The organism is Lentzea jiangxiensis, assembly GCF_900104175.1.
Classification (GTDB): Bacteria; Actinomycetota; Actinomycetes; order Mycobacteriales; family Pseudonocardiaceae; genus Lentzea; species Lentzea jiangxiensis.
Genome location: NZ_FNIX01000001.1, coordinates 636,524 through 658,588, shown reverse-complemented (window position 1 = coordinate 658,588; position 22,065 = coordinate 636,524). Strand labels below are relative to the sequence as shown.

The following is a 22,065-nucleotide window of genomic DNA, read 5'->3' as shown; positions in this document are numbered from 1 at the left end:
TCATGCCAGTCGAGTTTCTCGGGATCGCCGCCACGAACGACGGGTCGGAGACGACGCCTCGGTCGTCCGCCGGCGCGTTCGACAAGGACTACACGCTCAGGCTCGCCCGCGCGCACGAGGAGCACGGCTGGGACCGCGTGCTCTTCGCGTACGGCTCGGGAGCGCCGGAACCCTCCGCCGCGGCCGCCTTCCTGGCCGCCAAGCTGGACAGGCTGCAGATCCTGCTGGCGCACCGGCCGAACGTGTCCTACCCGACGTTCGCCGCCAAGACCTTCGCGACGCTCGACCAGATCAGCGACGGCCGGTTGACGGTGCACTTCATCACCGGCGGCACCGACCACGAGCAGCAGCGCGAGGGCGACTACCTCACCAAGGACCAGCGCTACGGCCGCACGCGCGAGTACATCCAGATCGTCAAGAAGGCGTGGCTCAGCCGGGAGGCGTTCGACCACGACGGTGAGCACTACCACTTCGCCGACTTCGTGAGCGACGTCTTCCCCGTGCAGCAGCCACGCCCGAACGTCTCGTTCGGCGGCTCCTCCCCCGCGGCCTACGCGGCGGGCGGGGCGGAGGCGGACATCTTCTGCCTGTGGGGCGAGCCGCTCGCCGAGACCGCGCAGCAGATCGAGTCGGTGAAGCAGGCGGCGAAGGCGGCGGGGCGCACGGACGTGCCGCGGATCCAGGTCGCGTTCCGACCGATCATCGCGCCGACCGAGGAACTGGCCTGGGAGAAGGCACACCGGACCGTGGACAGGATCGAGGCGAGGAAGGCGAACGGGCCGTTGAGCCGCCGGCACCCGCTCACCGCCCCGGAGAACACCGGCTCGCAGCGGCTCCTGGCGGTCGCGGAGCGCGGCGAACGGTTCGACCGCGCCCTGTGGACGCCCACGGCGAAGGCGACGGGCGGCGCGGGCAACTCCAACGCGCTGGTCGGCACCCCGGAGACCGTGGCGCAGGCGTTGCTGGACTACTACGACCTCGGCGTGGACATCCTCTCGGCCCGCGGCTACGACCTGCTCGACGACGCGATCGACTTCGGCCGGTACGTGATCCCGCTGGTGCGCGAGGAAGTCGCGAAGCGCGACCGGGCCAAGGCCGCATGACGACGCTCGAGGTGCGCCGCGTCCGGCAGTCCGACCCGGAAGCGGCGCCGCTGGTCGCGGAACTCACGTACGAGTACACGTCTCGTTACGGGCCATCGGGCGCAGCGGAGATGCAAAGGCCGGCGGATGTGTTCGAACCCCCGAACGGGCAGTTCCTCCTGCTGATGGAAGGCGGGGTGGCCGTGGCGGGCGGCGCGTTCAAGCGCCGTGACGAAGAAACCGCCGAGATGAAACGCATTTGGACCCATTCACAACACCGCCGCCGCGGATTGGCGCGGCGCGTGCTCGTCGAACTCGAGAACGAAGCGAGAACGTTTGGGTACAGCAGGATCTACCTCACCACGGGGCCTCGCCAGCCGGAGGCGAAAGGCCTGTACCTGGCGACCGGGTACACACCGTTGTTCGACGTGGAGACGGATCCCCTGACAATTGGTCCGCTGGCCTTCAGCAAGGTGATCCGTTAGTTCAAACGAGTGAATTCGTGGTGGATCCGCCGAATCCAGACGGGGATTCGGGGTTCGGTTGGACAGGGTATGACCCATCAGTGAGCATGTCCGTCGGATCTTCCGCAGATCACCCGGTCCCCACGAATGGCCACCGAGCTGAATGAACATGGTCGACATCCGCGATGCCGCCGTGCAGTGGGCGGCGGCGATCTCCACCACGCTCGTCGCGGACTTCACGCGCGAGAAGCTGGCGCGACTGCTCGGCGGCTACGTCGAGCAGTTGCTCCGTGGTGGCGTGGACGAGGCCCGGCAGGTCGGCCGGTCGATGGTCGAGCACGACCTCATCTCCTCGGCGACGCTGGAGCGGTCGCTCACGCAGCTCGGTGAGCTGCCCCCGGTCACACCCGCTCAGCTGGCCGCACTCGCCGCCGGGTACGCCGAGGGCCTGCGCGACCTCACGCTCGCCCAGCAGGAACTCAGCCGCACGGCCGCCATCAACGCGATGCGCAAGGCCGAGAGCGCGGTCAGGGCGAGCGAGGCCAGGTTCCGGGCGGTCTTCTCCAGCGCGGCGTTCGGGATCGTCGTGAGCGGCCTCAAGGGCGAGATCATCGACGTCAACGACGCGTTGCTGACGATGCTCGGCTACCAGCACGAGGACGTGCGGCGGATGAGCGGCCGCGACCTCGTGCACCCCGACGACAGGGAAGACCTGCGGCAGCTCACCATGCGGCTGGTCGCGTCCGAGCACGACAACGTGCGCGTCGAGAAGCGGATGGTCCGCAGCGACGGCGAGACCATCCAGACGCACATGGCGATCTCGCTGGTGCGCGAGGAGGACGGCACGCCGTCGTACCTCGTCACGATGGTCGAGAGCATGGACGAGATGCGCGCGCTGCAGTCGCAACTCCTCCGGCAGAGCCTCAACGACGTGCAGACGGGCCTGCCGAACCGGGCGCAGTTCCTCGGCTGGCTCGAGGGCGCGACCGGGTCGATGGGCCCCGAGAGCCTCGCGCTGGTCCAGATCGACGTCGACGGGTTCCGCGGCATGAACGACGCCTTCGGCCACGACGTCGGCAACCAGGTGCTCGTGCACGTCGCCCAGCACCTGCGGGAGGTGTTCACCGAGGACGTCGGCAGGGTCGCGCGCATCGGCGAGGACGAGTTCGGCGTGCTGATCAGGGACCCGCGCGACACGCCCTCGGTGATCGCCCTGGTCGAGGAGTTCACGCGGCGCCTGGAGGAGGCGACCTGGATCGACGGCCACGGCGTCGGCGTGACGACCAGCGTCGGCGTCGTCCCGCGCGCCGCCCGCGGTGGTGACGCGGCGGACCTGCTGCGCGCGGCGGACGTGACGGTCGCCTGGGCCAAGCGCGCCGGCAAGGCGCAATGGGCGCTGTACGACCCGGAGAGGGACGCACGCGACAAGGAGCGGTACGCGCTCGCGGCGTCGATCCCGGGTGCGCTGGAGGAGAACCAGTTCCGCGTCGACTACGTTCCGGTCCACTCGCTCGCCGACGGTTCCGTGCTCGCGCTCGAAGCGAAGATCGTGTGGGACCACCCCGAGCAGGGCGTGCTGGGCCCCGAGGCGTTCCTGGGGCAGGCCACCGGCAACGGCATGGTCGTCCGTCTCGTGCGGTGGGCGGTCGAGGAGGCGTGTGCGCAGGTGAGCGCGTGGCACGGCGAACTGGGACCCCGGACGCCCACGCTGACGATCGACCTGCCCCTGCGGCTGTGCCAGGAGCCCGAGCTCGTCGCCGAGGTCCTCTGCGTTCTGGAGCGCACGGGCCTCCCCGCGTCGCTGCTGCGCTTCGAACTGCACGAGCACGTGCCGACGTCGCTGAACGACGACCAGCTCGAAGAGCTCACGATCCTCACCGAGCGCGGCGTCGGACTCGTGGTCGGCCAGGTGAGCGGGGGCAACGTCGGCGTGGGCCGGCTGCGGGTGCTGCCGTGGAGCGGCGTGAAGTTCAACAGCGCCGTCGCGCACGCCTTCGGCCCGGACGCGATCCGCATGGAGGAGACGGCCGCGGTGGCCCTGCTGCGGTGGGCGGCGGTGCTGCGGCTGCCGCTGTACGCCGACGGCGTGCGGACCGCCGGTGAGGCGGCGCGGCTGGCGGAGCTGGGCGTGACGGGCGCGCAGGGCCCGCACTTCGGCCCGGCCTTGTCGGCCCCCCAGGTCTCCTCGCTGCTTCTCAGCTAGTTCTTATCAGGGTTTTCGCGGGTTTCGGCACAGGTTGCTCACAAGATCGGGGTCCATCGTGGAGCCATGACCGAGCAGAGCTTCCCCGCGATGAGCGGGTCACTGGTGGAACCGCAGCCCGTCACCGCGCCGAAGTTCTGGCGCCGGACGGCCCCCGTGCTCACGGCCGCGGCACTCGTCGCCGGCCTGTTCGGAGGCGTCACCGGAGCGGTGGTCGCCTCGTCGGACGCGCCCGCCGCCTCGTCGTCCGTCGCGGCGCGGACGATCGCGAACACGTCCACACCGGACTGGAGCGCCGTCGCCGCGCAGGTGCTGCCCTCCGTCGTGCAGGTGAACGTCGGCAACGGCCTCGGCTCCGGGGTGGTCCTCTCCGCCGACGGCAGGATCCTCACCAACAACCACGTCGTCGCCTCCGCCGGCGGCCAGGTGACGGTGAAGTTCACCGACGGCCGCGAGGTGCCCGCCACCGTCGTCTCCACCGACCCCACCTCCGACCTCGCGGTGCTGCAGGCGTCCGGCGTCTCGGGCCTCACGCCGGTCAAGTGGGCGGACTCGGGCTCGGTGGAGGTGGGCGACGCGGTGATGGCCATCGGCTCGCCGTCGGGCCTGCAGGGCACCGTGACCACCGGCATCGTCTCGGCACTGGACCGCAAGGTGACCGTGCCCGGCGAGACGCGCCGCTCGCAACCCGTGTCGTACCAGGCGATCCAGACCGACGCGTCGATCAACCCCGGCAACTCCGGCGGCGCGCTGGTGAACGCGGCCGGCGAGCTGGTCGGGATCAACTCGGCGATCTACTCGCCCGCTGCGAGCAGCGGGGAGGCGGGGAGCGTGGGGATCGGGTTCGCGATCCCGTCGAACACCGCCAAGCAGATCGTGGACCGGCTGAGCTAGGAGATCACGTCGAACGTGCGCTTGGCGCCGGGAGCGGCCGCCAAGCGCACAACGTGGCAGGCACGGACCATCAGGACAGCCAGTCCGGCCGCAACGGCATGTGCGACGTCGTCCCGTCCAGCTTCACCCCCAGCACCTGGTGCAGCTGGATGCTGTTGCGGTCGAACCCGAGCCGCGACGCCGCCAGGTAGAGCCGCCACACGCGGGCGCGGGCCTCCCCGACCTCCTCGACGGCCTCGTCCCAGTGCTCCTCGAGGTTGCGGCCCCAGGCGGCGAGCGTGAGGGCGTAGTGCTCGCGGATGTTCTCCTCGTGCCGCACCTCGAACCCGGTGTCGTGCATCAGCGACACCAGGTGTCCCGGGCCGACCAGTTCGCCGTCCGGGAACACGTACCGGTCGATGAACGGGCCGGACAGCGCCCGCTGCTTGTTGTCCGGGCGGGTGATGCAGTGGTTGAGCAGGCGCCCGCCGGGCTTGAGCTTGCGGTACAGCGACGCGAAGTAGCCGGGCAGCTTGGCCTTGCCGATGTGCTCGGTGAGGCCGATGGACGACACCGCGTCGAAGCCCGTCTCGCGGACGTCGCGGTAGTCGAGGTGGCGCACCTCGGCCAGGTCCGACAGGCCCGCCTCGACGATCGCCTTCTGCGCGTACTCCGCCTGGTTGCGCGAGAGCGTCACGCCGATCGCGCGCACGCCGTACTCGCGGGCGGCGTGCACCACCATGCCGCCCCAGCCGCAGCCGACGTCCAGCAGCTCCATGCCGGGCTTCAGGCCGAGCTTGCGGGCCACCAGGTCGTGCTTCTCGAACTGCGCTTCCTCCAAAGTGGACTCGGAAGAGGGGTAGACCGCGCAGGTGTAGGCCATCGACGGGCCGAGGACCCACTCGTAGAACTGGTTCGAGACGTCGTAGTGGTGGGCGATGGCCTGCCGGTCGCGGGCCTTCGAGTGGCGCAGGCCGCGCAGCCGGGTCTCCTGCGGTGGCGGGGAGACCTTGTGCGACAACCGGATGCCGCCCAAGAACTTGAGCAGCTCCACGCGTTGCAGCCACGGGAGCCCGCGCAGGGAGAACTCCGAGAGCCGGGAGAGGCCGGCGTGCACGTCGCCGAGGATCTCCAGGTGTCCCGTCACGTAGGCGCGGGCGAGGCCCAGTTCACCCGGCGCGGAGGCGAGGTAGGACAGGGCTTCGGGAGTCTTGATCTCGATGGACACCGGCGCGGCCGCCGGGCCGGCGGTGCTGCCGTCGTAGGCCTGGAAGCGAACGTCGCTGCCACCTGTGATGCGCTGGAAAACGGAGGCCAACCGCATTCATCGTCCCCTGACACACTTGGCGTACAGATCAGGCAGGCGGTTCGTCTGGTCGTACCGGGCCTTCACCGCCCGGTAGTGCGAACCGTTGTAGTGCCGCCAGAACTCGTCCTCGGTGTAGTACGAGTCCGAGTACAGCGACTTGTGGCCGCCCAGCCGCGCCACCTCGCGCTCGATCAGCCGGTTGCGGTCACCCATCTTCTCCCCCGGACGCACCGGGACCTCCGACCAGAACCCGACGTTCACGTACAACGTGTCCGCGTCCATCGGGTACAGCGGCCAGCCCGTGGTGTCGCGCAGGCGCACCGGGCACAGCCACACCGGCGAGATGCCGATCTCGCGGTCGAAGAAGTCGAGGAACTCGGCCAGGCCGGCGACCGGGATCTCCACGTCCTGGATCACCGGCTCGACGTCCACCCGCGGCCGCAGCCGCCGGTGCTTCGCCACCAGCCTGCGGTACACGTCCGAACGCAGGTAGCGCTTCGGCCACAGGCGGCGCACGACCGGGTTCTGCGCCCCGAACGCCCGCGAGCACCAGAACCAGTCGGTGTCCCAGCGCCACAGGTAGTCGTGGATCGTCAGGTGGTCCGTGCGGCGCTGCTGGATGGACCGGTAGTAGATCTGGTTGCCCGTGTAGTCCGACGTGCAGGGCGCGATGTCGGCGTAGTGGCCCAGCGTCAGGTACATCTCGCCGCGGGAGAAGACCGTGCCGTCGACGAAGTCCGCCGAGCCGTCCGCGCAGACCTCCTCGATGACGGCGGCGCACTCCTCGAAGGAGCCGAACGGCACGTGCCGCAGCCGCACGTACCGGCGCACCGGCTCCAGCTCGATCTCCAGCCGCAGCGCGTAGCCGAGCGTGCCGTAGGAGTTCGGGAAGGCGCGGAAGAGGTCGTCGTCCGGTTTGGAGACGACCACTTCGCCGTCGCCGGTGAGGATCTCCAGCTCCCGCACCGACTCGTGCGGGAGGCCGTTGCGGAAGGACGTGGACTCGATGCCGAGTCCCGCGACCGCACCGCCGATGGTGATGGTCTTGAGCTGCGGCACCACCAACGGCATCAAGCCGTGGCGCAGTGTCGCGGCGACGAGGTTCTCGTAGGTGGTCATGCCCTGCACCTGTGCGGTGCGTCCGGCCGGGTCCACGGACAGGACCTGGTCGAACCTGCCGACGTCGAGCCCGCCGGCCTGGTCGGCCCGGAACCGGAAGAGGTTCGACGTCTTCTTCGCGAGCCGCACCGGCGCACCTTCGCGCATCGCGGCGTACTGCGCGCTCAACGCAGCCACGGCCGAGTTGTGCCCATGGTCACTCACGCCGACGACGTTATTCCTCGTCAGCGCCGTTGGCACGCCCAAAAGCCGGAATGGACCAGCGATCTTCCGGCGCACCCTGCCCAAAGTTACCAGCGAGTAGTAGCGTGCCGGGCATGGCTACGCACGAGGTGACCAACCAGGTCCCGCCGCTGAGCGGCCACGACGTCGCGGACGACCCCGCCCTGCTCAGCTGGGTCGACGACGCCGATCTGCACTCCCTCGGCAGGCTCGCGGGCAGCCACGAGTGGCAGGAACGCGGCCGCCTCGCCAACGCCTACCCGCCCGTGCTGCACACGCACGACCGGTACGGCAACCGGATCGACGAGGTCGAGTTCCACCCCGCCTGGCACGATCTGATGAACGTCGCCGTTTCGCACGGTTTGCACGCCTTCGTCGACGGCGGGCACCTGGAGCGCGCGGCGAGGTTCTACGTGTGGTCCCAGACCGAGGCCGGTCACGGTTGCCCTGTCTCGATGACTTACGCGGCGGTGCCCGCTCTGCGCGCGGCGCCGGACCTGGCCGCGACCTACGAACCCCTTCTCACCGCACGGACCTACGACTTCGGCCTCCGCCCGCCGCTCGCGAAGCGGGGCCTCATCGCCGGCATGTCCATGACGGAGAAGCAGGGCGGCTCGGACGTCCGCTCGAACACCACCGTCGCGAAGCCCGTCCAGGACGGCTACGTGCTCACGGGGCACAAGTGGTTCACCTCGGCGCCGATGTCGGACGTGTTCCTCACCCTCGCGCAGGCTCCCGGTGGCCTGACGTGCTTCCTGGTGCCGCGGGTGCTGCCGGACGGCACGCGCAACCGGTTCTTCCTGCAACGCCTGAAGGACAAGCTGGGCAACAGGTCCAACGCCTCCGCCGAGATCGAGTACGACGAGGCGTTCGCGCACCGGGTCGGCGACGAGGGCCGCGGGGTGCGCACGATCATCGAGATGGTCAACATGACCCGGCTCGACTGCGTCCTGGGCACGGCGGCGGGCATGCGCCTCGGGCTGCGCCAGGCCGCGCACCACGCCGCGCACCGCAAGGCGTTCGGCGGCTACCTGGTCGACCAGCCCGCCATGCGCAACGTGCTGGCGGACCTCGCGATCGAGTCCGAGGCGGCGACCACGACCGCGATGTGGCTCGCCCGGCACAGGCCCCGGCTCGGCCTCGCGGTCACGAAGTACTGGGTTTGCAAGCGCGGCCCGGTGCACGCGGCTGAGTCCCTGGAATGCCTGGGCGGCAACGGCTACATCGAGGACAGCGGGATGCCGCGGTTGTTCCGCGAGTCGCCGCTCATGTCGATCTGGGAGGGCTCGGGCAACGTCGCCGCGCTCGACGTCCTGCGCGCCGTGCGGAAGGAACCCGAGTCCGTGCAGGAGTTCCTCGCCGCCGTCACCGGCGTCGACGCGCGGATCGACAGGGCGGTGGGCGAACTGGGCACCGCGCTGTCCGACGTGGACCAGTCGCAGGCGCGCCGGATCGTCGAGAAGATGGCCCTGGTCCTGCAGGGCGCCCTGCTCGTGCGGCACGGGCACCCGGCCGTGGCGGACGCGTTCCTCGCCTCGCGGCTGGGCGGCGACTGGGGCGTCGCGTTCGGCACGCTCCCCCGCTCGACCGACTTCGCCGCGATCATCGACCGGGCCGTGCCGAAGCTCTAGGCAGGACAGCCGTTGTCCTGCCGCGGCGAGTCCGGCCCGTACAGGTCGCCGGTCAGGAACACGCACGTCGGCTGCTGGTCGAACTCGTAGATGTCCGCGATCTCGAGGATCGTGAAGTTCCTCGTCTCCCCCACCCGCGACACCGCGAAGTCGGTGCGCCCGGTGGCGCCGAAGAACTCCAGCTCGCGCAGCTCACCGCCGATCGCACCCCGGTGCGGCGTGTGCCCGGCCAGCCGGGCCTGGGCGTTGCGGACGGCGTCGAGGAAGAGCCCCGCGGCGTCGTAGGCGACCGCCATGTGCTCGCCGGGCCACGGCTTGGCGGGCTTGTCCTCGCGGGGCAGCGAGGAGCCCTGGACCTCCCCGGTCAGCTTGCTGTAGCCGGCGCAGAAGGCGTCGAGGGGCAGGCCGCCGCGCGTCCTCTCGTCCGGCCTGCCCTCCACGCAGGGCTTGCCGGCGAGCACGACGAGGCCCGCCATGCTCACGTAGGACACGCGCATGCCGGCCAGCGAGTCGCGCTTGCGGCTGGCCTCCTGCGCGATGAACCGGATGATCGCGTCGTCCGCGAGGATGCGCGGCAGGCGGTTCTTGTCGTAGCAGTTCCTGCCGACGGCCTGGAGGAACTCGCCGAAGTGCTCCTCGCGGCCCGCGAAGAACACCAGCTCGCCGGAGTGGTCCTCGACGCACTGCGACGGCACCTCCTGCGGGCCGCCCGCCCACTCGCGCGCCTCGTAGTTCACGCCCGACCTGGCGAGCTCCTGCCCCAGGACGGCGACCAGGTTGTCGAGGTAGACGTCGTCCTGCCGCAGCTTCGGGTGGTGGATCGTCACCTTGGTCGCGCGGACGTGCTGGGCGTAGCGCCGGACGAGGTCGGCCTGCCGCACGTTGCCGGGGATCAGCTGGAAGTACATCGTGGAGAGCTTCGGCAGCGACGCCTCGGTGAGCGTGGTGCCGATGGTCGGCACGCCGAGCGACCCGAGCGAGGTGATGACCTTCCTGGTCTGCTCGACGCTGCGGTCGAGCCCGACCACGCCGATGATGCCCGCGTCCCGCTCCAGCAACGGGGTCAGCATCTCGGTCAGCACGTCGTGCGCGCGGCCCATCTTCGCGCCGCCGTTCGCGACCACGACGCGCAGCAGCGGTCCCGAGCTCGACCTGTCGTTCTGCTGCCGCTGCCGCAGCAGCATGCCCTCGAGCTCCTCCGCCCTGGAGTGGTCGGCGTCGGGGTTGCTGTCCCTGTGGGTGAGGCTCGAGAAGTAGAGCACCGTCACGAGCGGGCGTGTGGAGCCGGCGCGCAGCCGTTCCGCCTCCTCGTTCTGCGCGAAGACCGACCGCTGCGTCCACCGCAGCCGTTCGTTCGCACCGAACACCTGGCCGCTGTTGTCGCTGTAGCCGAGGCACTCGACGTTGCCCTCGACCTCCATCAGCCTCGTCGACACACCGGGCGAGACCGCGGAGCCGACGATCGAGCAGTTGGCGTCGAAGTGGTTCTGCACGGTCACGAACCCCGGCACCAGCAGCACCAGGACCACCGCCGCGATGATGGCCTCCAGCCGCCGCGACTTCGCGAGCCACCGCACCGGCGCGGCGTGGAACGAGGGCGCGCCCTTCCACCTCTTCTTGTCCGGGCTCGGGAACGACAGCCTGATCATGAGGTAGCGGGCGTCGGGCGCGAGCATCTGCCGTTTGCGCGGCAGCTCCTCCCGCCACGTCGCCAGCGCGTCCGCGGTCTCGTCCGGCACGACCGGCGCGGTCCCGAGCCGCTGCGACAGGGCGGGCTGCACCGAGCTGGCCGCGATCACCAGCAACGGGTCGAGCTCGCCCGTCTCGTTGCGGACGTCGTTGATCAGCTCCAGCAGCTCCCAGCCGCCGTTGTCCTCCGTGACGCCGTCGAGCAGCACGGGGATGTAGGCGGTGCGCCGCCACCCGGCCCTGCGCGGCAGGAAGCGGGAGCGCCGCCGGTACGCGATCCGCAGGTCTTCCAGGAACGCGTGCACGAGCAACAGCTTGATCTGCCCGGTGTTCTCCGACTCGCGCCGGCCGAGGGTGAGCCGCTCGGCGAACCCGAGGAACTCGATGGAGTGGTGGGGCAGCGCGAAGTTCTGCCCCTTCATGAACCACCGGGACTCGCGCCGCAGCCCCGGCACGCGCTTGCCGAGCCAGCGGAACCCCGCCTTGCTGCCGACCCACGCGACGAGCCCGAGCCCCAGCCGCGTGACGAGGTTCGGGATGAACGCGTCGACGGCCCGGTTGAGCTCGTCGCCGCCGCCCCCGGTCCTGCCGGTCCACTGCCGCAGCAGCTCGATGACGCTCGCCCGGTCGTCGCGGCCCGGCTTGCGCGGCAGCCGCTTGCTCGTGAGCCAGTCGACGAGCCGGTAGTGGTCGAACCGCGTCAGCCGCTCGCTGCCGACGTGGACCTCCGACAACCGGTGGCTCAGCACGTCGAGCAACGGCAGCAGCGGCTCGGTCTCCCGCGCCTCCGGCGGCCACCTCTTGGCGACCTCCGCGCTGACCGCGGACACGTCGACGTAGGCGTGCGGGATCGGCGGGCGCCCTTCGTCGAGCTTGCGCCCGAGTGCGTGCAGGAAGTCCGTCGGACTGGCTTCGCCCTCCAGGTAGAGCAGCGGGAGCGGCTGGTCGCCGACCACTTCCTCGGTCCTGCTCCGGTAGAAGAACCCGGGCCGGTCGCACAGGCCGCGGATGACCTCGAGGAGAACGTTCGAACCCGGGAACACGGGTTCTGTCCGGCTACCTGTCATCTGCTCCCTCACACTCGTGCGGAGGGAAACGACGGTAGCCGGACCGAACGGGCCGAACCGGTGGTTTGGAGTTATTCGGCTGGAACGGACCAGCGTCAGCGCAGGCCGAGCTCGCGGGCGATCAGCATCTTCTGCACCTCGGACGTGCCCTCGCCGATCTCCAGGATCTTGGCGTCGCGGTAGAAGCGGCCCACCGGGTACTCGTTCATGAAGCCGTAGCCGCCGAAGATCTGCGTGGCGTCGCGGGCGTTGTCCATCGCCGCCTCGGACGACACGAGCTTCGCGATGGCCGCCTGCTTCTTGAACGGCTCGCCGCGCAGCATCCTCGACGCCGCCTCGTAGTACGCGAGGCGCGCGGTGTGGACGCGGGCCTCCATCTCGGCGATCTTGAACTGGATCGCCTGGTAGGTGCCGATCTTCGCGCCGAAGGTCTCGCGCTCGTGGGCGTAGCGGACCGACTCGTCCACGCAGCCCTGGGCGAGGCCGACGGACAGCGCGGCGATGGCGACGCGCCCCTCGTCCAGCGTGCGCAGGAACTGGGCGAAGCCGCGGCCGCGCTCGCCGAGGAGGTTCGCGGCGGGCACGCGGCAGTCGGAGAAGGACAGCTCACGGGTGTCGGAGGCGTTCCAGCCGACCTTGGAGTACTTCTTCGACACCGTGAAGCCCGGGGTGCCGGACGGGACGATGATCGAGGAGATCTCCTTGCGGCCGTCCGGGAGCGTGCCCGTGACGGCGGCGACGGTGACGAGGCCGGTGATGTCGGTGCCGGAGTTCGTGATGAACGCCTTGGTGCCGTTGATGACCCACTCGTCGCCTTCGAGGCGGGCGGTGGTGGCGAGGGCGCCCGCGTCCGAACCGGAACCGGGCTCGGTGAGGCCGAACGCGCCGAGCATCTCACCCGAGGTCAGGGAAGGCAGCCACCGCGCCTTCTGCTCGTCCGTGCCGAAGCGGTAGATCGGCATCGCGCCGAGCGACGTGGCCGCCTCGACCGTGATCGCGACCGACGAGTCGACGCGCGCGAGCTCCTCCAGCGTGACGCACAGGGCGAAGTAGTCGCCGCCCATGCCGCCGTGCTCCTCCGGGAACGGCAGGCCGAGCAGGCCCATCTGCCCCATCTTCGCGACGATCGGGTACGGGAACTCGCAGCGCTCGTAGTAGTCGCCGATGACCGGCGCCACCTCCTCGCGGGCGAACTCCTCGACGGTCTTGCGCAGGTCCTCGTACTCGCTCGGGAGCCTGAAGTCCAACACCACTGTCACTCCTCGTGAGAGACGACGAGGGCCAGCACCTGGTCGAGTGCGACCTGCTGGCCTGCTTGCACGTTCACTTCGGCGAGCACGCCGTCGACCGGTGCGGTCACGGTGTGCTCCATCTTCATGGCCTCGACCACGAACAACGCTTGACCGGCGGTCACTTCGCCGCCCTGCTCCGCGCGCACGACCAGCACGGTGCCGGGCATCGGGGACTTCACCGGGCCGCCCGAGGCGGCGGCACCACCACCGGCGGCGCCGACGAGGAACTCGGCCTCGACCAACGCCCAGGAGGCTCCGTCGCGGCCGAGCCACAGCACGTCGCCGTCGCGGGCCATCGAGTAGCGGCGCGAGCCGACGAGCAGGTCGGCGCCTTCCCTGCGAGCGCGCGCCCTGACCGGTTCTCCGGCACCCACGACGACCTCGTCGCCGCGCACGCGCACGTCGACGTCGTTGATCCGCCAGGTCGTCCAGGCGTGCTCGCCGACGCGCCAGCCGGTCAGCTGGTCCCACGGGTCGTCGCCGTGCGGCTGCAGCGAGCGCTCCAGGCCGGCCGCGACGTAGACCTCGTCCGGGACCTCGGCCGTCGTCAGCGCGTCCAGCTTCCGCTCGACCAGGCCGGTGTCCAGGGCGCCGCCGCGGACGTCCTCGTCGCGCAGGAGTGCGCGCAGGAACGGGATGTTCGTCGTGACGCCGAGCAGCACCATCTCGCCGAGCGCGTGGTCGAGGCGCCGCAGCGCCTCCTCGCGGGTGCGGCCGTGCGCGATCACCTTGGCGAGCATCGGGTCGTAGTCCGAACCGACGACGAGCCCCTCGTACAGTCCGGAGTCCACGCGGACGTCGGTGGGTTCGCTCAGCGCCAGCACGCGGCCGCCGGTCGGCAGGAAGCCGCGCGCCGGGTCCTCGGCGTAGACGCGCGCCTCGACCGAGTGGCCTCGCAGCCCGACGGTCAGGTCGAGGGCCTCTCCCGACGCCACGCGGAGCTGCCACTCGACGAGGTCGACGCCCGTGACCATCTCGGTCACCGGGTGCTCGACCTGCAGCCGGGTGTTCATCTCCATGAAGAAGTAGTCGCCGGACGCACCGTCCACGATGAACTCGACGGTGCCCGCGCCGACGTACCCGACGGACTTGGCCGCGTCGACCGCCGCGGAGCCCATCGCCTCGCGCATCTCCGGCGTGAGGAACGGTGAGGGCGCCTCTTCGATGATCTTCTGGTGCCGGCGCTGGAGGCTGCACTCGCGCTCGCCGAGGTGGACCACGTTGCCGTGCGCGTCACCGAGGACCTGGATCTCGATGTGGCGCGGGTTCGTGACGAACCGCTCGATCAGCAGCGTGTCGTCGCCGAACGACCCGCGCGCCTCCCGCCGGGCCGACTCGATCGCCTCGCGCAGCGCGGACTCCTCGTGCACCAGCCGCATGCCCTTGCCGCCCCCGCCCGCGGAGGGCTTGAGCAGCACGGGGAAGCCGATCTCGGCGGCGGCCTCGACGATCTCGTCGTCGGACATGTTCTCGCGGGTGCGGCCCGGCACCACGGGAACGCCCGCCGCCGACACCGTCAGCTTCGCGCGGATCTTGTCGCCCATCGCCTCGATCGCCGACGCGGGCGGGCCGACGAACACGATCCCCGCCTCATCGCAGGCCGCCGCGAACGCCGTGTTCTCGGCGAGGAAGCCATAACCGGGGTGGATTGCTTGCGCACCGGTGGAAACGGCGGCTTGAACGATCTTCTCGATGGACAGGTAACTCTCACGGGCGGCCGCAGGGCCGATCCGCACGGCCTCGTCGGCCAGCCTGACGTGCAACGCCTCGGCGTCCGCGTCGGAGTAGACGGCGACGGAACGGATCCCGAGCGACCGCAGCGCGCGGATCACCCTGACCGCGATCTCCCCGCGGTTCGCCACCAGAACGCTGTCGAACATGATCACATCCGGAAGACGCCGTAGGAAACATCGTCGATGGGGGCGTTGGCCGCGCTGGACAACGCGAGGCCGAGCACCGTGCGGGTGTCCCGCGGGTCGATCACGCCGTCGTCCCACAGCCGCGCGGTCGAGTAGTACGGGTTGCCCTGGTCCTCGTACTGCTGGCGGATCGGCGCCTTGAACGCCTCCTCGTCCTCCGCTGACCACTCGTCACCGAGCTGGTCGCGGCGCACGGTCGCGAGCACGGACGCCGCCTGCTCGCCGCCCATCACGGAGATGCGGGCGTTGGGCCACATCCACAAGAACCGCGGCGAGTACGCCCGGCCGCACATCGAGTAGTTGCCGGCGCCGAAGCTGCCGCCGATGATCACGGTGAACTTCGGGACGCGCGCACACGCCACCGCCGTCACCATCTTGGCGCCGTGCTTGGCGATACCGCCTGCCTCGTACTCGCGGCCGACCATGAACCCGGTGATGTTCTGCAGGAACACCAGCGGGATGGACCGCTTGTCGCACAGCTGGATGAAGTGCGCGCCCTTGACCGCGGACTCGCCGAACAGGATGCCGTTGTTCGCGACGATGCCGACCGGGTGGCCGTGGATGCGGGCGAAGCCGGTGACGAGCGTCTGCCCGTACTCCTTCTTGAACTCCTGGAACTTCGAGCCGTCGACGATCCGCGCGATCACCTCGCGCACGTCGTAGGGCGTCCGGGAGTCCGTCGGCACGACGCCGTAGAGGTCGTCCGTCACCACCGGCGCCTCGACGGGCGCGACGTCCCACGGCCGCTGCGCGCGGGGGCCGAGCGTCGAGATGATCGAACGGACCATCCGCAGCGCGTGCGCGTCGTTCTCCGCCAGGTGGTCGGTGACGCCGGACGTGCGCGAGTGCAGGTCGCCGCCGCCGAGGTCCTCGGCGCTGACCACTTCCCCGGTCGCGGCCTTCACCAGCGGCGGGCCGCCGAGGAAGATCGTGCCCTGGTTGCGGACGATGATCGCCTCGTCGCTCATCGCCGGCACGTACGCGCCACCGGCGGTGCACGAGCCCAGCACCGCGGCGATCTGCGGGATGCCCTTCGCGGACATCGTGGCCTGGTTGTAGAAGATCCGGCCGAAGTGCTCGCGGTCGGGGAACACGTCGTCCTGCTTCGGCAGGAACGCGCCGCCGGAGTCGACGAGGTAGATGCACGGGAGGTTGTTCTGCAGCGCCACTTCCTGCGCGCGCAGGTGCTTCTTGACCGTGATCGGGTAGTACGTGCCGCCCTTGACCGTGGCGTCGTTCGCGACGATCACGCACTCGCGCCCGGAGACCCGCCCGACGCCGGTGATGATGCCCGCGGCCGGCGCCTCGTCGCCGTACATGCCGTTCGCGGCCAGCGGCGACAGCTCGAGGAACGGCGAACCGGGGTCGACCAGCGTGTCCACGCGTTCGCGGGGCAACAGCTTGCCGCGGTCGACGTGGCGCTGACGTGCCTTCTCGGGACCGCCTGGAGCGGCGGTGGCGAGCTTGCTCCGCAGCTCGTCGACGAGCGCGGTGTGCTCCTTGGCGTAGCGGTCCGACGGCTCGGCGGCGCTGCGCAGGACAGGTGCGTCCATGCTCCCCAGACCTCAGGTTAGCGGGCGTTAACAAGGCCATGTTAACGCCCGCTCACCTGACGGTCCACCGAAGAGGCCGGAGAGTGACCTGATCGCAGGTCAGCCATCTGATCAGGCACTCCCACGTTCCGGAATTCCCTAGCCGACGACACCCCGCAGCGCGGGCAGGTAGCCGCTGGCGTGCCCGGCGCGGTTCGGGTGGTACGACTCCTCGACCGGCCAGCTCAGGCTGTTGAGCCACCAGCTCGACGAGCAGATCTCGTGCCCGGTGAACGCCCCGCGCACGTCGACGTAGGTGAACCCGGCCGCACCCGCCCGCGCGCTGATGGTGCTGTGCAGGGCGTCGGAACCGGAGTTGATCGCGGCGCGCTTGGTGTCGCTCAGGCCGACGTTGCAGGAGCCCGGCACCTTGTACATGCGCGGGTAGCCGAGCACGACCACGCGCGCAGACGGGGCCTTCGACCTGATGGTGCCGTAGACGTTGTTCAGCAGCCCGGGAAGCGTGTTCGCGGCGTAGTTCTTGGCCGTGTTGACCCGGTTGACGCAGTCCTGGTCCGAGCCGAACGTGCAGGTGGTGATCACGTCGGTGAAGCCCGCGTCGTTGCCGCCGACCTGGACGGTCACCAGGTTCGTGGCGCTCGTGAGGTTGTTGGTCTGGGTGAGGACGTCGCCTGTTCGCGCACCGGAGCAGGCCACGGACTTGAAGCTGGCCGGGGCTGTCGCCGCGGCGTACAGGGCCGGGTAGGCGTACGGGCCGCGCTTGCAGCTGCCGCTGGTGCCGTCGTAGCTGCCGGTGCCGAGGCCCGAGGCGTAGGAGTCGCCGAGGGCCACGTAGTTGACGGGGGCCGCGCTCGCCGGGCCGGCGAGGGCGATGACCGCCGCGGCGGCGGTGACCACCGAGGCGAGGAAGTGGGCAGGACGCATCGAAGACTCCCGAAGGGGCCGCAGGGGTTGATGCAGTGCGGGTTCATCGTTACCCACGGGTAAGACCTGTGTGAAGTATTGGTCAACAGTCAACATTTGGGGCTTGTACCTGCGGAAATTCCACCCATCGGACGACGGGGGTGTGCGGCCGGATTGCCTTCGACGCCGTTGGTGGCGCCGGGTGCGGGACGGCTTGCGTTGATGCGTTGCGGCACCAGCGGAGTGGTTGCGCCGGCGCGGTTGGACCGCCTTGCGGGGGTGGTTCCTCAGGTCGGGACGAAGCGCCGGGGTGGCGACCGCCACCCGGCGGCGCCGGGTCCAACCGGCTCGCTTCGCATCACCACGTCAGGCTGCGTGTGTGGCTGATCGCCTTGCATTGGTGGCTGCGGTTGACACCTCGTGTGCGCCTCGCCAGGCGGCCCGGTTGTGGGCCAAGGCGTCAGGTAAACGCCTGCTAACCTGCGCGGGTGGCTGAGAAACCCTCGCGTCGGGACCAGATCCTCAACGCCGCGGCTGAGCTCTTCGCGCGGCACGGCTTCCACGGCGTGGGCATCGACGACATCGGTGCCGCTGTGGGGATCTCCGGGCCCGCGCTGTACCGGCACTTCCGCAGCAAGGACGCGATGCTCGGGGAGATGCTGACGTCCATCTCGGAGCGGTTGCTCGACGGCGGGCAGGCCCGGGTGGACGCCGCGACGAGTGCCGATGAGGCGTTGCGGGAGCTCATCGGGTGGCACGTCGACTTCGCGTTGGACGATCCCGCGCTCATCACGGTGCAGATGCGCAACCTCGCGAACCTCACGGATCCGGACCGGCGGCGGGTGCGCGCGTTGCAACGCCGCTACGTCGAGGTGTGGGTGGAGACGATCCGGCACACGGTGCCGGACTTCGACGAGCCGACGGCTCGTGCTGCCGCGCACGCCGTGTTCGGGTTGATCAACTCGACGCCCCACAGCGCTCATCTCGACCGTGACCAGATGGCGGCGCTGTTGTCGCGCATGGCGCTGGCCTCGCTCACGCCGGCCGTCGTGAGGTCCTGAAGCAGGCCTCGCCGGTGGGCCGCGGTGTCGTCGGCCCGCCTCCGCCGAGCTTCGGGTGGCACGCCGCTGACCTGGCGAACTGGCGGTCGGCCGAGACCCTTCCGTAACCTGCGCGGTGATGGGTGCGCGCAAACTCCTCCTCCGGCTCCCGGCCTGGTTCCGGTTCACGGTGATCACGCTCGCGGTGTTCGTCTGCGGGGTGATCGCCTCCCGTCCCGCCACCGGTGACGGCGGGACACCGCCGACCGCCGACGTGATCGCCGCGGCCAACGCCGTCGACGCGTTCGTGTCGCCGTCCGCGACGCACGACCCCCACGTGAATCTGCCGTCGGACTTCGCCCGCGAGATGGGGCGCGATCCGAAGACGGTGACGGCTCCGGACGGGACGCTGCGGGTCGTCGACGCCGGCGGTGGCTGTTCCGGACCCGCCGGGGACACGGAGTGGGACTTCGGCACCGCGTGCCGCGCGCACGACCTGGGCTACGACCTGCTGCGCTACGCCGACCACAAGGGCGACCCGCTGGGGCCGGACGCGCGCAAGGCGCTGGACGACCGGCTCGCGGCCGACCTGCACACCCAGTGCCGGCTGAACCCGCGCGGCGCCGAGCAGAGCTGCCACGCGGTGGCCGAGACCTACGCACTCGGCTTGAAGTTCAACTCCTGGCGGCAGCGGTGGGGCGCGCCGGGCCACGAGCCCGTGGTGGCCTGGGCGTTCGGCAGCGCCGTCGTCGTGTTCCTCCTGCTGGCACGCCTGCACGGGCGCCGCCGCGACGACGGGCCGCGCGGCGACGCGAACTCGCTGCCGCCGGTCCTCGCCCACGCCGAGCAGGACCGCTACGCGACGTTCCTGCGGCTGTTCAGCCTCGCGCTGCTGGTGCTGGGCGAGACGGTGGCGACGCTCGCGCACCTGCGAGGCGTCGGCACGCCCTGGTTGTGGACGTTGCAGGCGGTGCCGCTGTTCTTCTTCGCCGGCGGGCACGCGAACCTGCGCAGCTGGCAGGCGCACCAGGGCGGCTTCGGGTGCTGGGTGTCCAGCCGGACGTCGTGGCTGCTGCGGCCGGTGCTGGCGTTCGTGCTGCTGTGGGTGGTGCTGTTCGCGGGACTGAACCTGCTGGACGTGGAGGTCGACGAGTACAGCCGGTTGATCACGCACCCGCTGTGGTTCCTGGGGGTCTACCTGCTCGCGGTGGCCGCCACGCCCGCCGCCGCGTGGCTGCACCGGCACCTCCGCCGCGCCACGCCGTTCGTGCTGGTGCTCGTGACGCTGTTCGTCGAGGTCGCCCGCACGTCGACGGACTGGAGGACCGGCGGGTACGTGAACCTGATCGTCGGCGCGCTGCTGATGCAGCAGGTCGGCTTCTTCTACGCCGACGGCACGCTGCAGCAGCTGTCCCGGCGGGTGCCGGCGGCGCTGGGCGCGGTCACGCTGCCCGCTCTGGTGTTCTTCAGCGGCTACCCGCGCTCGATGATGGTGCTCGGCGTGGCCCAGGTCTGCCTGGCGCTGCTCGCGCGCGGCCGGGCCAGCACGTGGCTCGACGGCCCGTTCTGGCACGTCGTCGACTTCGCCCGCCGCTCACCGATGACGTTGTACCTGGCGTACCTGGCCGTGCTGGGCGCCCTGGTCGGCCTGCTCGGGCTGACGCAGGCACCGATCTGGCTGGTGCTGGGGCTGGTGCCGCTCGTGCTCGTGTTCCACCGCTTCGAACGGCGCCTGGTCCGGTTCCCGCGCCTGGTGCACGAGTCGCACCGCACGCGCCTCGCGACGGGCATGGGCGTGTCGTTCGGCACGCTCGGCGTGCTCGGGTTCGTGGTGAGCGGGTTCCTCGGCGACGGGGTGCTCGTGCTGCTGCCGGTCGACCCGTTGCAGAACCTCATCCACCTCCTGCTCGGCTGGTACCTGATCCACACCGCCCGCCACGGCAGCTGCGACACCCGCCTGCCGTGGCTGCTCACGGCACTGGCCTGCGTACCGCCGATGCTGGCGCTGGACCCGACTCCCCCGGTGGTGGTGCTGCACGCCGTGGCGATCGGCCTCGCAGTGCTCGGAGCCATCCCCAGGTCACGGCCGCGCACACCGGCAGCCACAGCAGCCGCTGCCACACCCAGTCCGGATGATCTGGTGGCTGCTGGAGCCCCGGCAACGGCCCCCACGCGCTGAGCGCCAGCGTCACGGTGACCAGCGCGCTCTGATGCGCCAGGAAGATCCCCAGCGCCCGCCGGTTCAGCCACGCCACGGGGGCCGCCGTGCCGAGCCTGGTCAGCAGCGGCGCGATCGTGAGCACCAGGCCGATCTGCGCGAACGCCAGCGCGAGCGTCGCGTAGTTCGGCGGGTTCAGGTTCGAGACCACCTCGCCGGGGATGCCGACCGCCGACGCCGGGTAGCCGCCGAACGTCGTCAGCAGCGCGTACCCGAGCACGCCCAGGACCAGCAGCGGCGGACCGGGGATCCTCCTGCGCGCCAGCGAGTGCCCGAGCTGCCAGGCCGCCCACCACACCGCGTACGGGACCACCAGCACGAGCACCACCGGCACGAGCACACCCCACGAGTGCTCGTCCAGCAGGCGCACCAACGGTTTCATCGCCAGCAGCACCAGGTGGACGCCCAGGAACCACAGCGGCGTCGTGACCAGGAACCCGATGTTCCACGCCGTTCCCTGGTCGGCCCCGCGCAGCACCAGTCCGAACAGGACGGCCGCCCAGCAGGCCAGCATCAGCGACGTGGGCACGGCGAGCTGTTTCACCCTGACGAAGAACGGCGTCTTCGAGTGCGCGGCCGCGAACCCGCCCACGAAGAAGAACAGGCCCAGCGTCTGCAGCACCCACGACACCGGCGTGAACGCGGAGAAGTGCCGGAGAGGGCTGTCGATGTGCATGCCGGTGGGCGTGTCCACCAGCGCGGTCACGAGCCAGTGGCCGAGCACGACGGTGACGACGGCGATAGCGCGCACGGCGTCGATGAACGGATTTCTCACAGCTGCTCCCCCGAGGCGATTCGCACGAGCGCGGCCAGGGTCTCGCTGCCCGGCTCGTAGTAGGTGTCGTGCTTGCCGCCCCCGAACCGCAGGACCGAGGCGCCGAAGCCGTCCGAGGCGGGATCGGTGCCGTGCCCGAGGTCGAACAACCGGACGTTCGGCACGAACCGCATCCAGTCGCCGTCCAGCCGCACCGCCCAGACCTTGGCGCGCGTGCCCAGTTCGCTCACGGAACCGGCGCGCACGCCGGGGCTGCCGGTGAACACGATGTCCGCCACGTCCAGGTCGGGCGCCGCGAGTCCGACGACCACCGAGCCGTAGCTGTGCCCGAAGACGTGGATGCGCGCGTCGGTCCGCAACGCGCGCACGAAGTCGACCAGGTCGGCGGCGCCCTGCCGGGCCAGCGAGCCGGTCATCGCGTCGACGCCGAGCCCCTGCGGAGTCCGGTAGCCGAGCCACGCGATCACCGCGAGGTCGTCGCGGCGGGCCTGCTCGTGCAGGTTGACCGCCATCCTCCCGATCGTGCGGTCGAACCGGTCGACGTCCACGTCGGACCCCGGCACGACGACCACGACGTCGCGGGCGGTGCCCAGGTCGCCGACGACCGCCACCCGGCGGGCGACGTCGGACCGCCACTGCGCGATCGACGGGGCGACCGACGGCAGGGCGATCAGCAGGAGGAACAGAACGGCACGGCGCATGCCCC

15 protein-coding genes and 1 pseudogene are annotated in these 22,065 nt (G+C 70.6%); 7 read left to right on the top strand and 9 right to left on the bottom strand.

What is annotated here, in order from left to right; translation table 11 throughout:
• Positions 1 to 2 precede the first annotated feature (2 nt).
• The 4 genes from BLQ91_RS03370 to BLQ91_RS03355 all read left to right on the top strand — a co-directional run bounded on the left by BLQ91_RS03370 (position 3) and on the right by BLQ91_RS03355 (position 4,643).
• Positions 3 to 1,103, top strand: coding sequence for an LLM class flavin-dependent oxidoreductase (locus BLQ91_RS03370; protein ID WP_090095050.1), 1,101 nt, complete (start codon positions 3 to 5; stop codon positions 1,101 to 1,103).
• Positions 1,100 to 1,567, top strand: coding sequence for a GNAT family N-acetyltransferase (locus tag BLQ91_RS03365; protein WP_090095049.1), 468 nt, complete (start codon positions 1,100 to 1,102; stop codon positions 1,565 to 1,567). The genes BLQ91_RS03370 and BLQ91_RS03365 overlap by 4 nt, the downstream gene beginning before the upstream one ends.
• Before the next feature lie 148 nt (positions 1,568 to 1,715).
• Positions 1,716 to 3,749, top strand: a complete 2,034-nt coding sequence (locus BLQ91_RS03360; protein WP_176959547.1) for an EAL domain-containing protein — start codon at positions 1,716 to 1,718, stop codon at positions 3,747 to 3,749.
• 66 nt (positions 3,750 to 3,815) lie between these two features.
• Complete coding sequence (locus tag BLQ91_RS03355; protein ID WP_090095047.1) at positions 3,816 to 4,643, top strand: S1C family serine protease; 828 nt, start codon at positions 3,816 to 3,818, stop codon at positions 4,641 to 4,643.
• Positions 4,644 to 4,713: 70 nt separating this feature from the next.
• On the opposite strand, the gene BLQ91_RS03350 is transcribed toward BLQ91_RS03355, so the two are convergent.
• On the bottom strand, positions 4,714 to 5,946 hold the full coding sequence (locus tag BLQ91_RS03350) for an SAM-dependent methyltransferase (protein WP_090095046.1): 1,233 nt from the start codon (positions 5,944 to 5,946) through the stop codon (positions 4,714 to 4,716).
• Positions 5,947 to 7,197, bottom strand: coding sequence for an FAD-binding oxidoreductase (locus tag BLQ91_RS03345; protein ID WP_090095954.1), 1,251 nt, complete (start codon positions 7,195 to 7,197; stop codon positions 5,947 to 5,949). It lies immediately after the preceding gene.
• 170 nt (positions 7,198 to 7,367) lie between these two features.
• Here BLQ91_RS03345 and BLQ91_RS03340 point away from each other — a divergent pair, with 170 nt between their 5' ends.
• On the top strand, positions 7,368 to 8,903 hold the full coding sequence (locus tag BLQ91_RS03340; protein WP_090095045.1) for an acyl-CoA dehydrogenase family protein: 1,536 nt from the start codon (positions 7,368 to 7,370) through the stop codon (positions 8,901 to 8,903).
• Here the strand turns inward: BLQ91_RS03340 and BLQ91_RS03335 are convergent.
• The 5 genes from BLQ91_RS03335 to BLQ91_RS03315 form a co-directional block, all read right to left on the bottom strand.
• Positions 8,900 to 11,635, bottom strand: coding sequence for a type 1 periplasmic-binding domain-containing protein (locus BLQ91_RS03335; RefSeq protein WP_090095044.1), 2,736 nt, complete (start codon positions 11,633 to 11,635; stop codon positions 8,900 to 8,902). The genes BLQ91_RS03340 and BLQ91_RS03335 overlap by 4 nt on opposite strands.
• A gap of 119 nt (positions 11,636 to 11,754) precedes the next feature.
• The gene (locus tag BLQ91_RS03330; protein ID WP_090095953.1) at positions 11,755 to 12,909 is read right to left on the bottom strand and encodes an acyl-CoA dehydrogenase family protein; all 1,155 of its coding nucleotides are present in this window, start codon (positions 12,907 to 12,909) and stop codon (positions 11,755 to 11,757) included.
• 5 nt (positions 12,910 to 12,914) lie between these two features.
• Positions 12,915 to 14,831 carry an acetyl/propionyl/methylcrotonyl-CoA carboxylase subunit alpha gene (locus BLQ91_RS03325; RefSeq protein ID WP_090095952.1) on the bottom strand — a complete coding sequence of 639 codons (1,917 nt, stop codon included), beginning with the start codon at positions 14,829 to 14,831 and terminating at the stop codon, positions 12,915 to 12,917.
• Positions 14,832 to 14,833: 2 nt separating this feature from the next.
• Positions 14,834 to 16,423, bottom strand: coding sequence for a carboxyl transferase domain-containing protein (locus BLQ91_RS03320; protein ID WP_090095043.1), 1,590 nt, complete (start codon positions 16,421 to 16,423; stop codon positions 14,834 to 14,836).
• Between the two features lie 138 nt (positions 16,424 to 16,561).
• Positions 16,562 to 17,347, bottom strand: coding sequence for an SGNH/GDSL hydrolase family protein (locus tag BLQ91_RS03315; protein ID WP_090095042.1), 786 nt, complete (start codon positions 17,345 to 17,347; stop codon positions 16,562 to 16,564).
• Positions 17,348 to 17,814: 467 nt separating this feature from the next.
• Between BLQ91_RS03315 and BLQ91_RS03310 the strand changes: the two genes are divergently transcribed.
• Positions 17,815 to 18,387 carry an SACE_7040 family transcriptional regulator gene (locus BLQ91_RS03310; protein ID WP_090095041.1) on the top strand — a complete coding sequence of 191 codons (573 nt, stop codon included), beginning with the start codon at positions 17,815 to 17,817 and terminating at the stop codon, positions 18,385 to 18,387.
• 118 nt (positions 18,388 to 18,505) lie between these two features.
• A pseudogene (locus tag BLQ91_RS43575) lies at positions 18,506 to 18,967 on the top strand (hypothetical protein); the annotation flags it as partial.
• Positions 18,968 to 20,336: 1,369 nt separating this feature from the next.
• Here BLQ91_RS43575 and BLQ91_RS42420 read toward each other — a convergent pair.
• Both BLQ91_RS42420 and BLQ91_RS03300 read right to left on the bottom strand, forming a co-directional pair.
• Positions 20,337 to 21,359: an acyltransferase family protein gene (locus tag BLQ91_RS42420; RefSeq protein ID WP_245733048.1), complete on the bottom strand. Its 1,023-nt coding sequence runs from the start codon at positions 21,357 to 21,359 to the stop codon at positions 20,337 to 20,339.
• On the bottom strand, positions 21,356 to 22,060 hold the full coding sequence (locus tag BLQ91_RS03300) for an alpha/beta hydrolase (protein WP_090095039.1): 705 nt from the start codon (positions 22,058 to 22,060) through the stop codon (positions 21,356 to 21,358). Before BLQ91_RS03300 ends, BLQ91_RS42420 begins: the two co-directional genes overlap by 4 nt.
• Between the last annotated feature and the right edge of the window lie 5 nt (positions 22,061 to 22,065).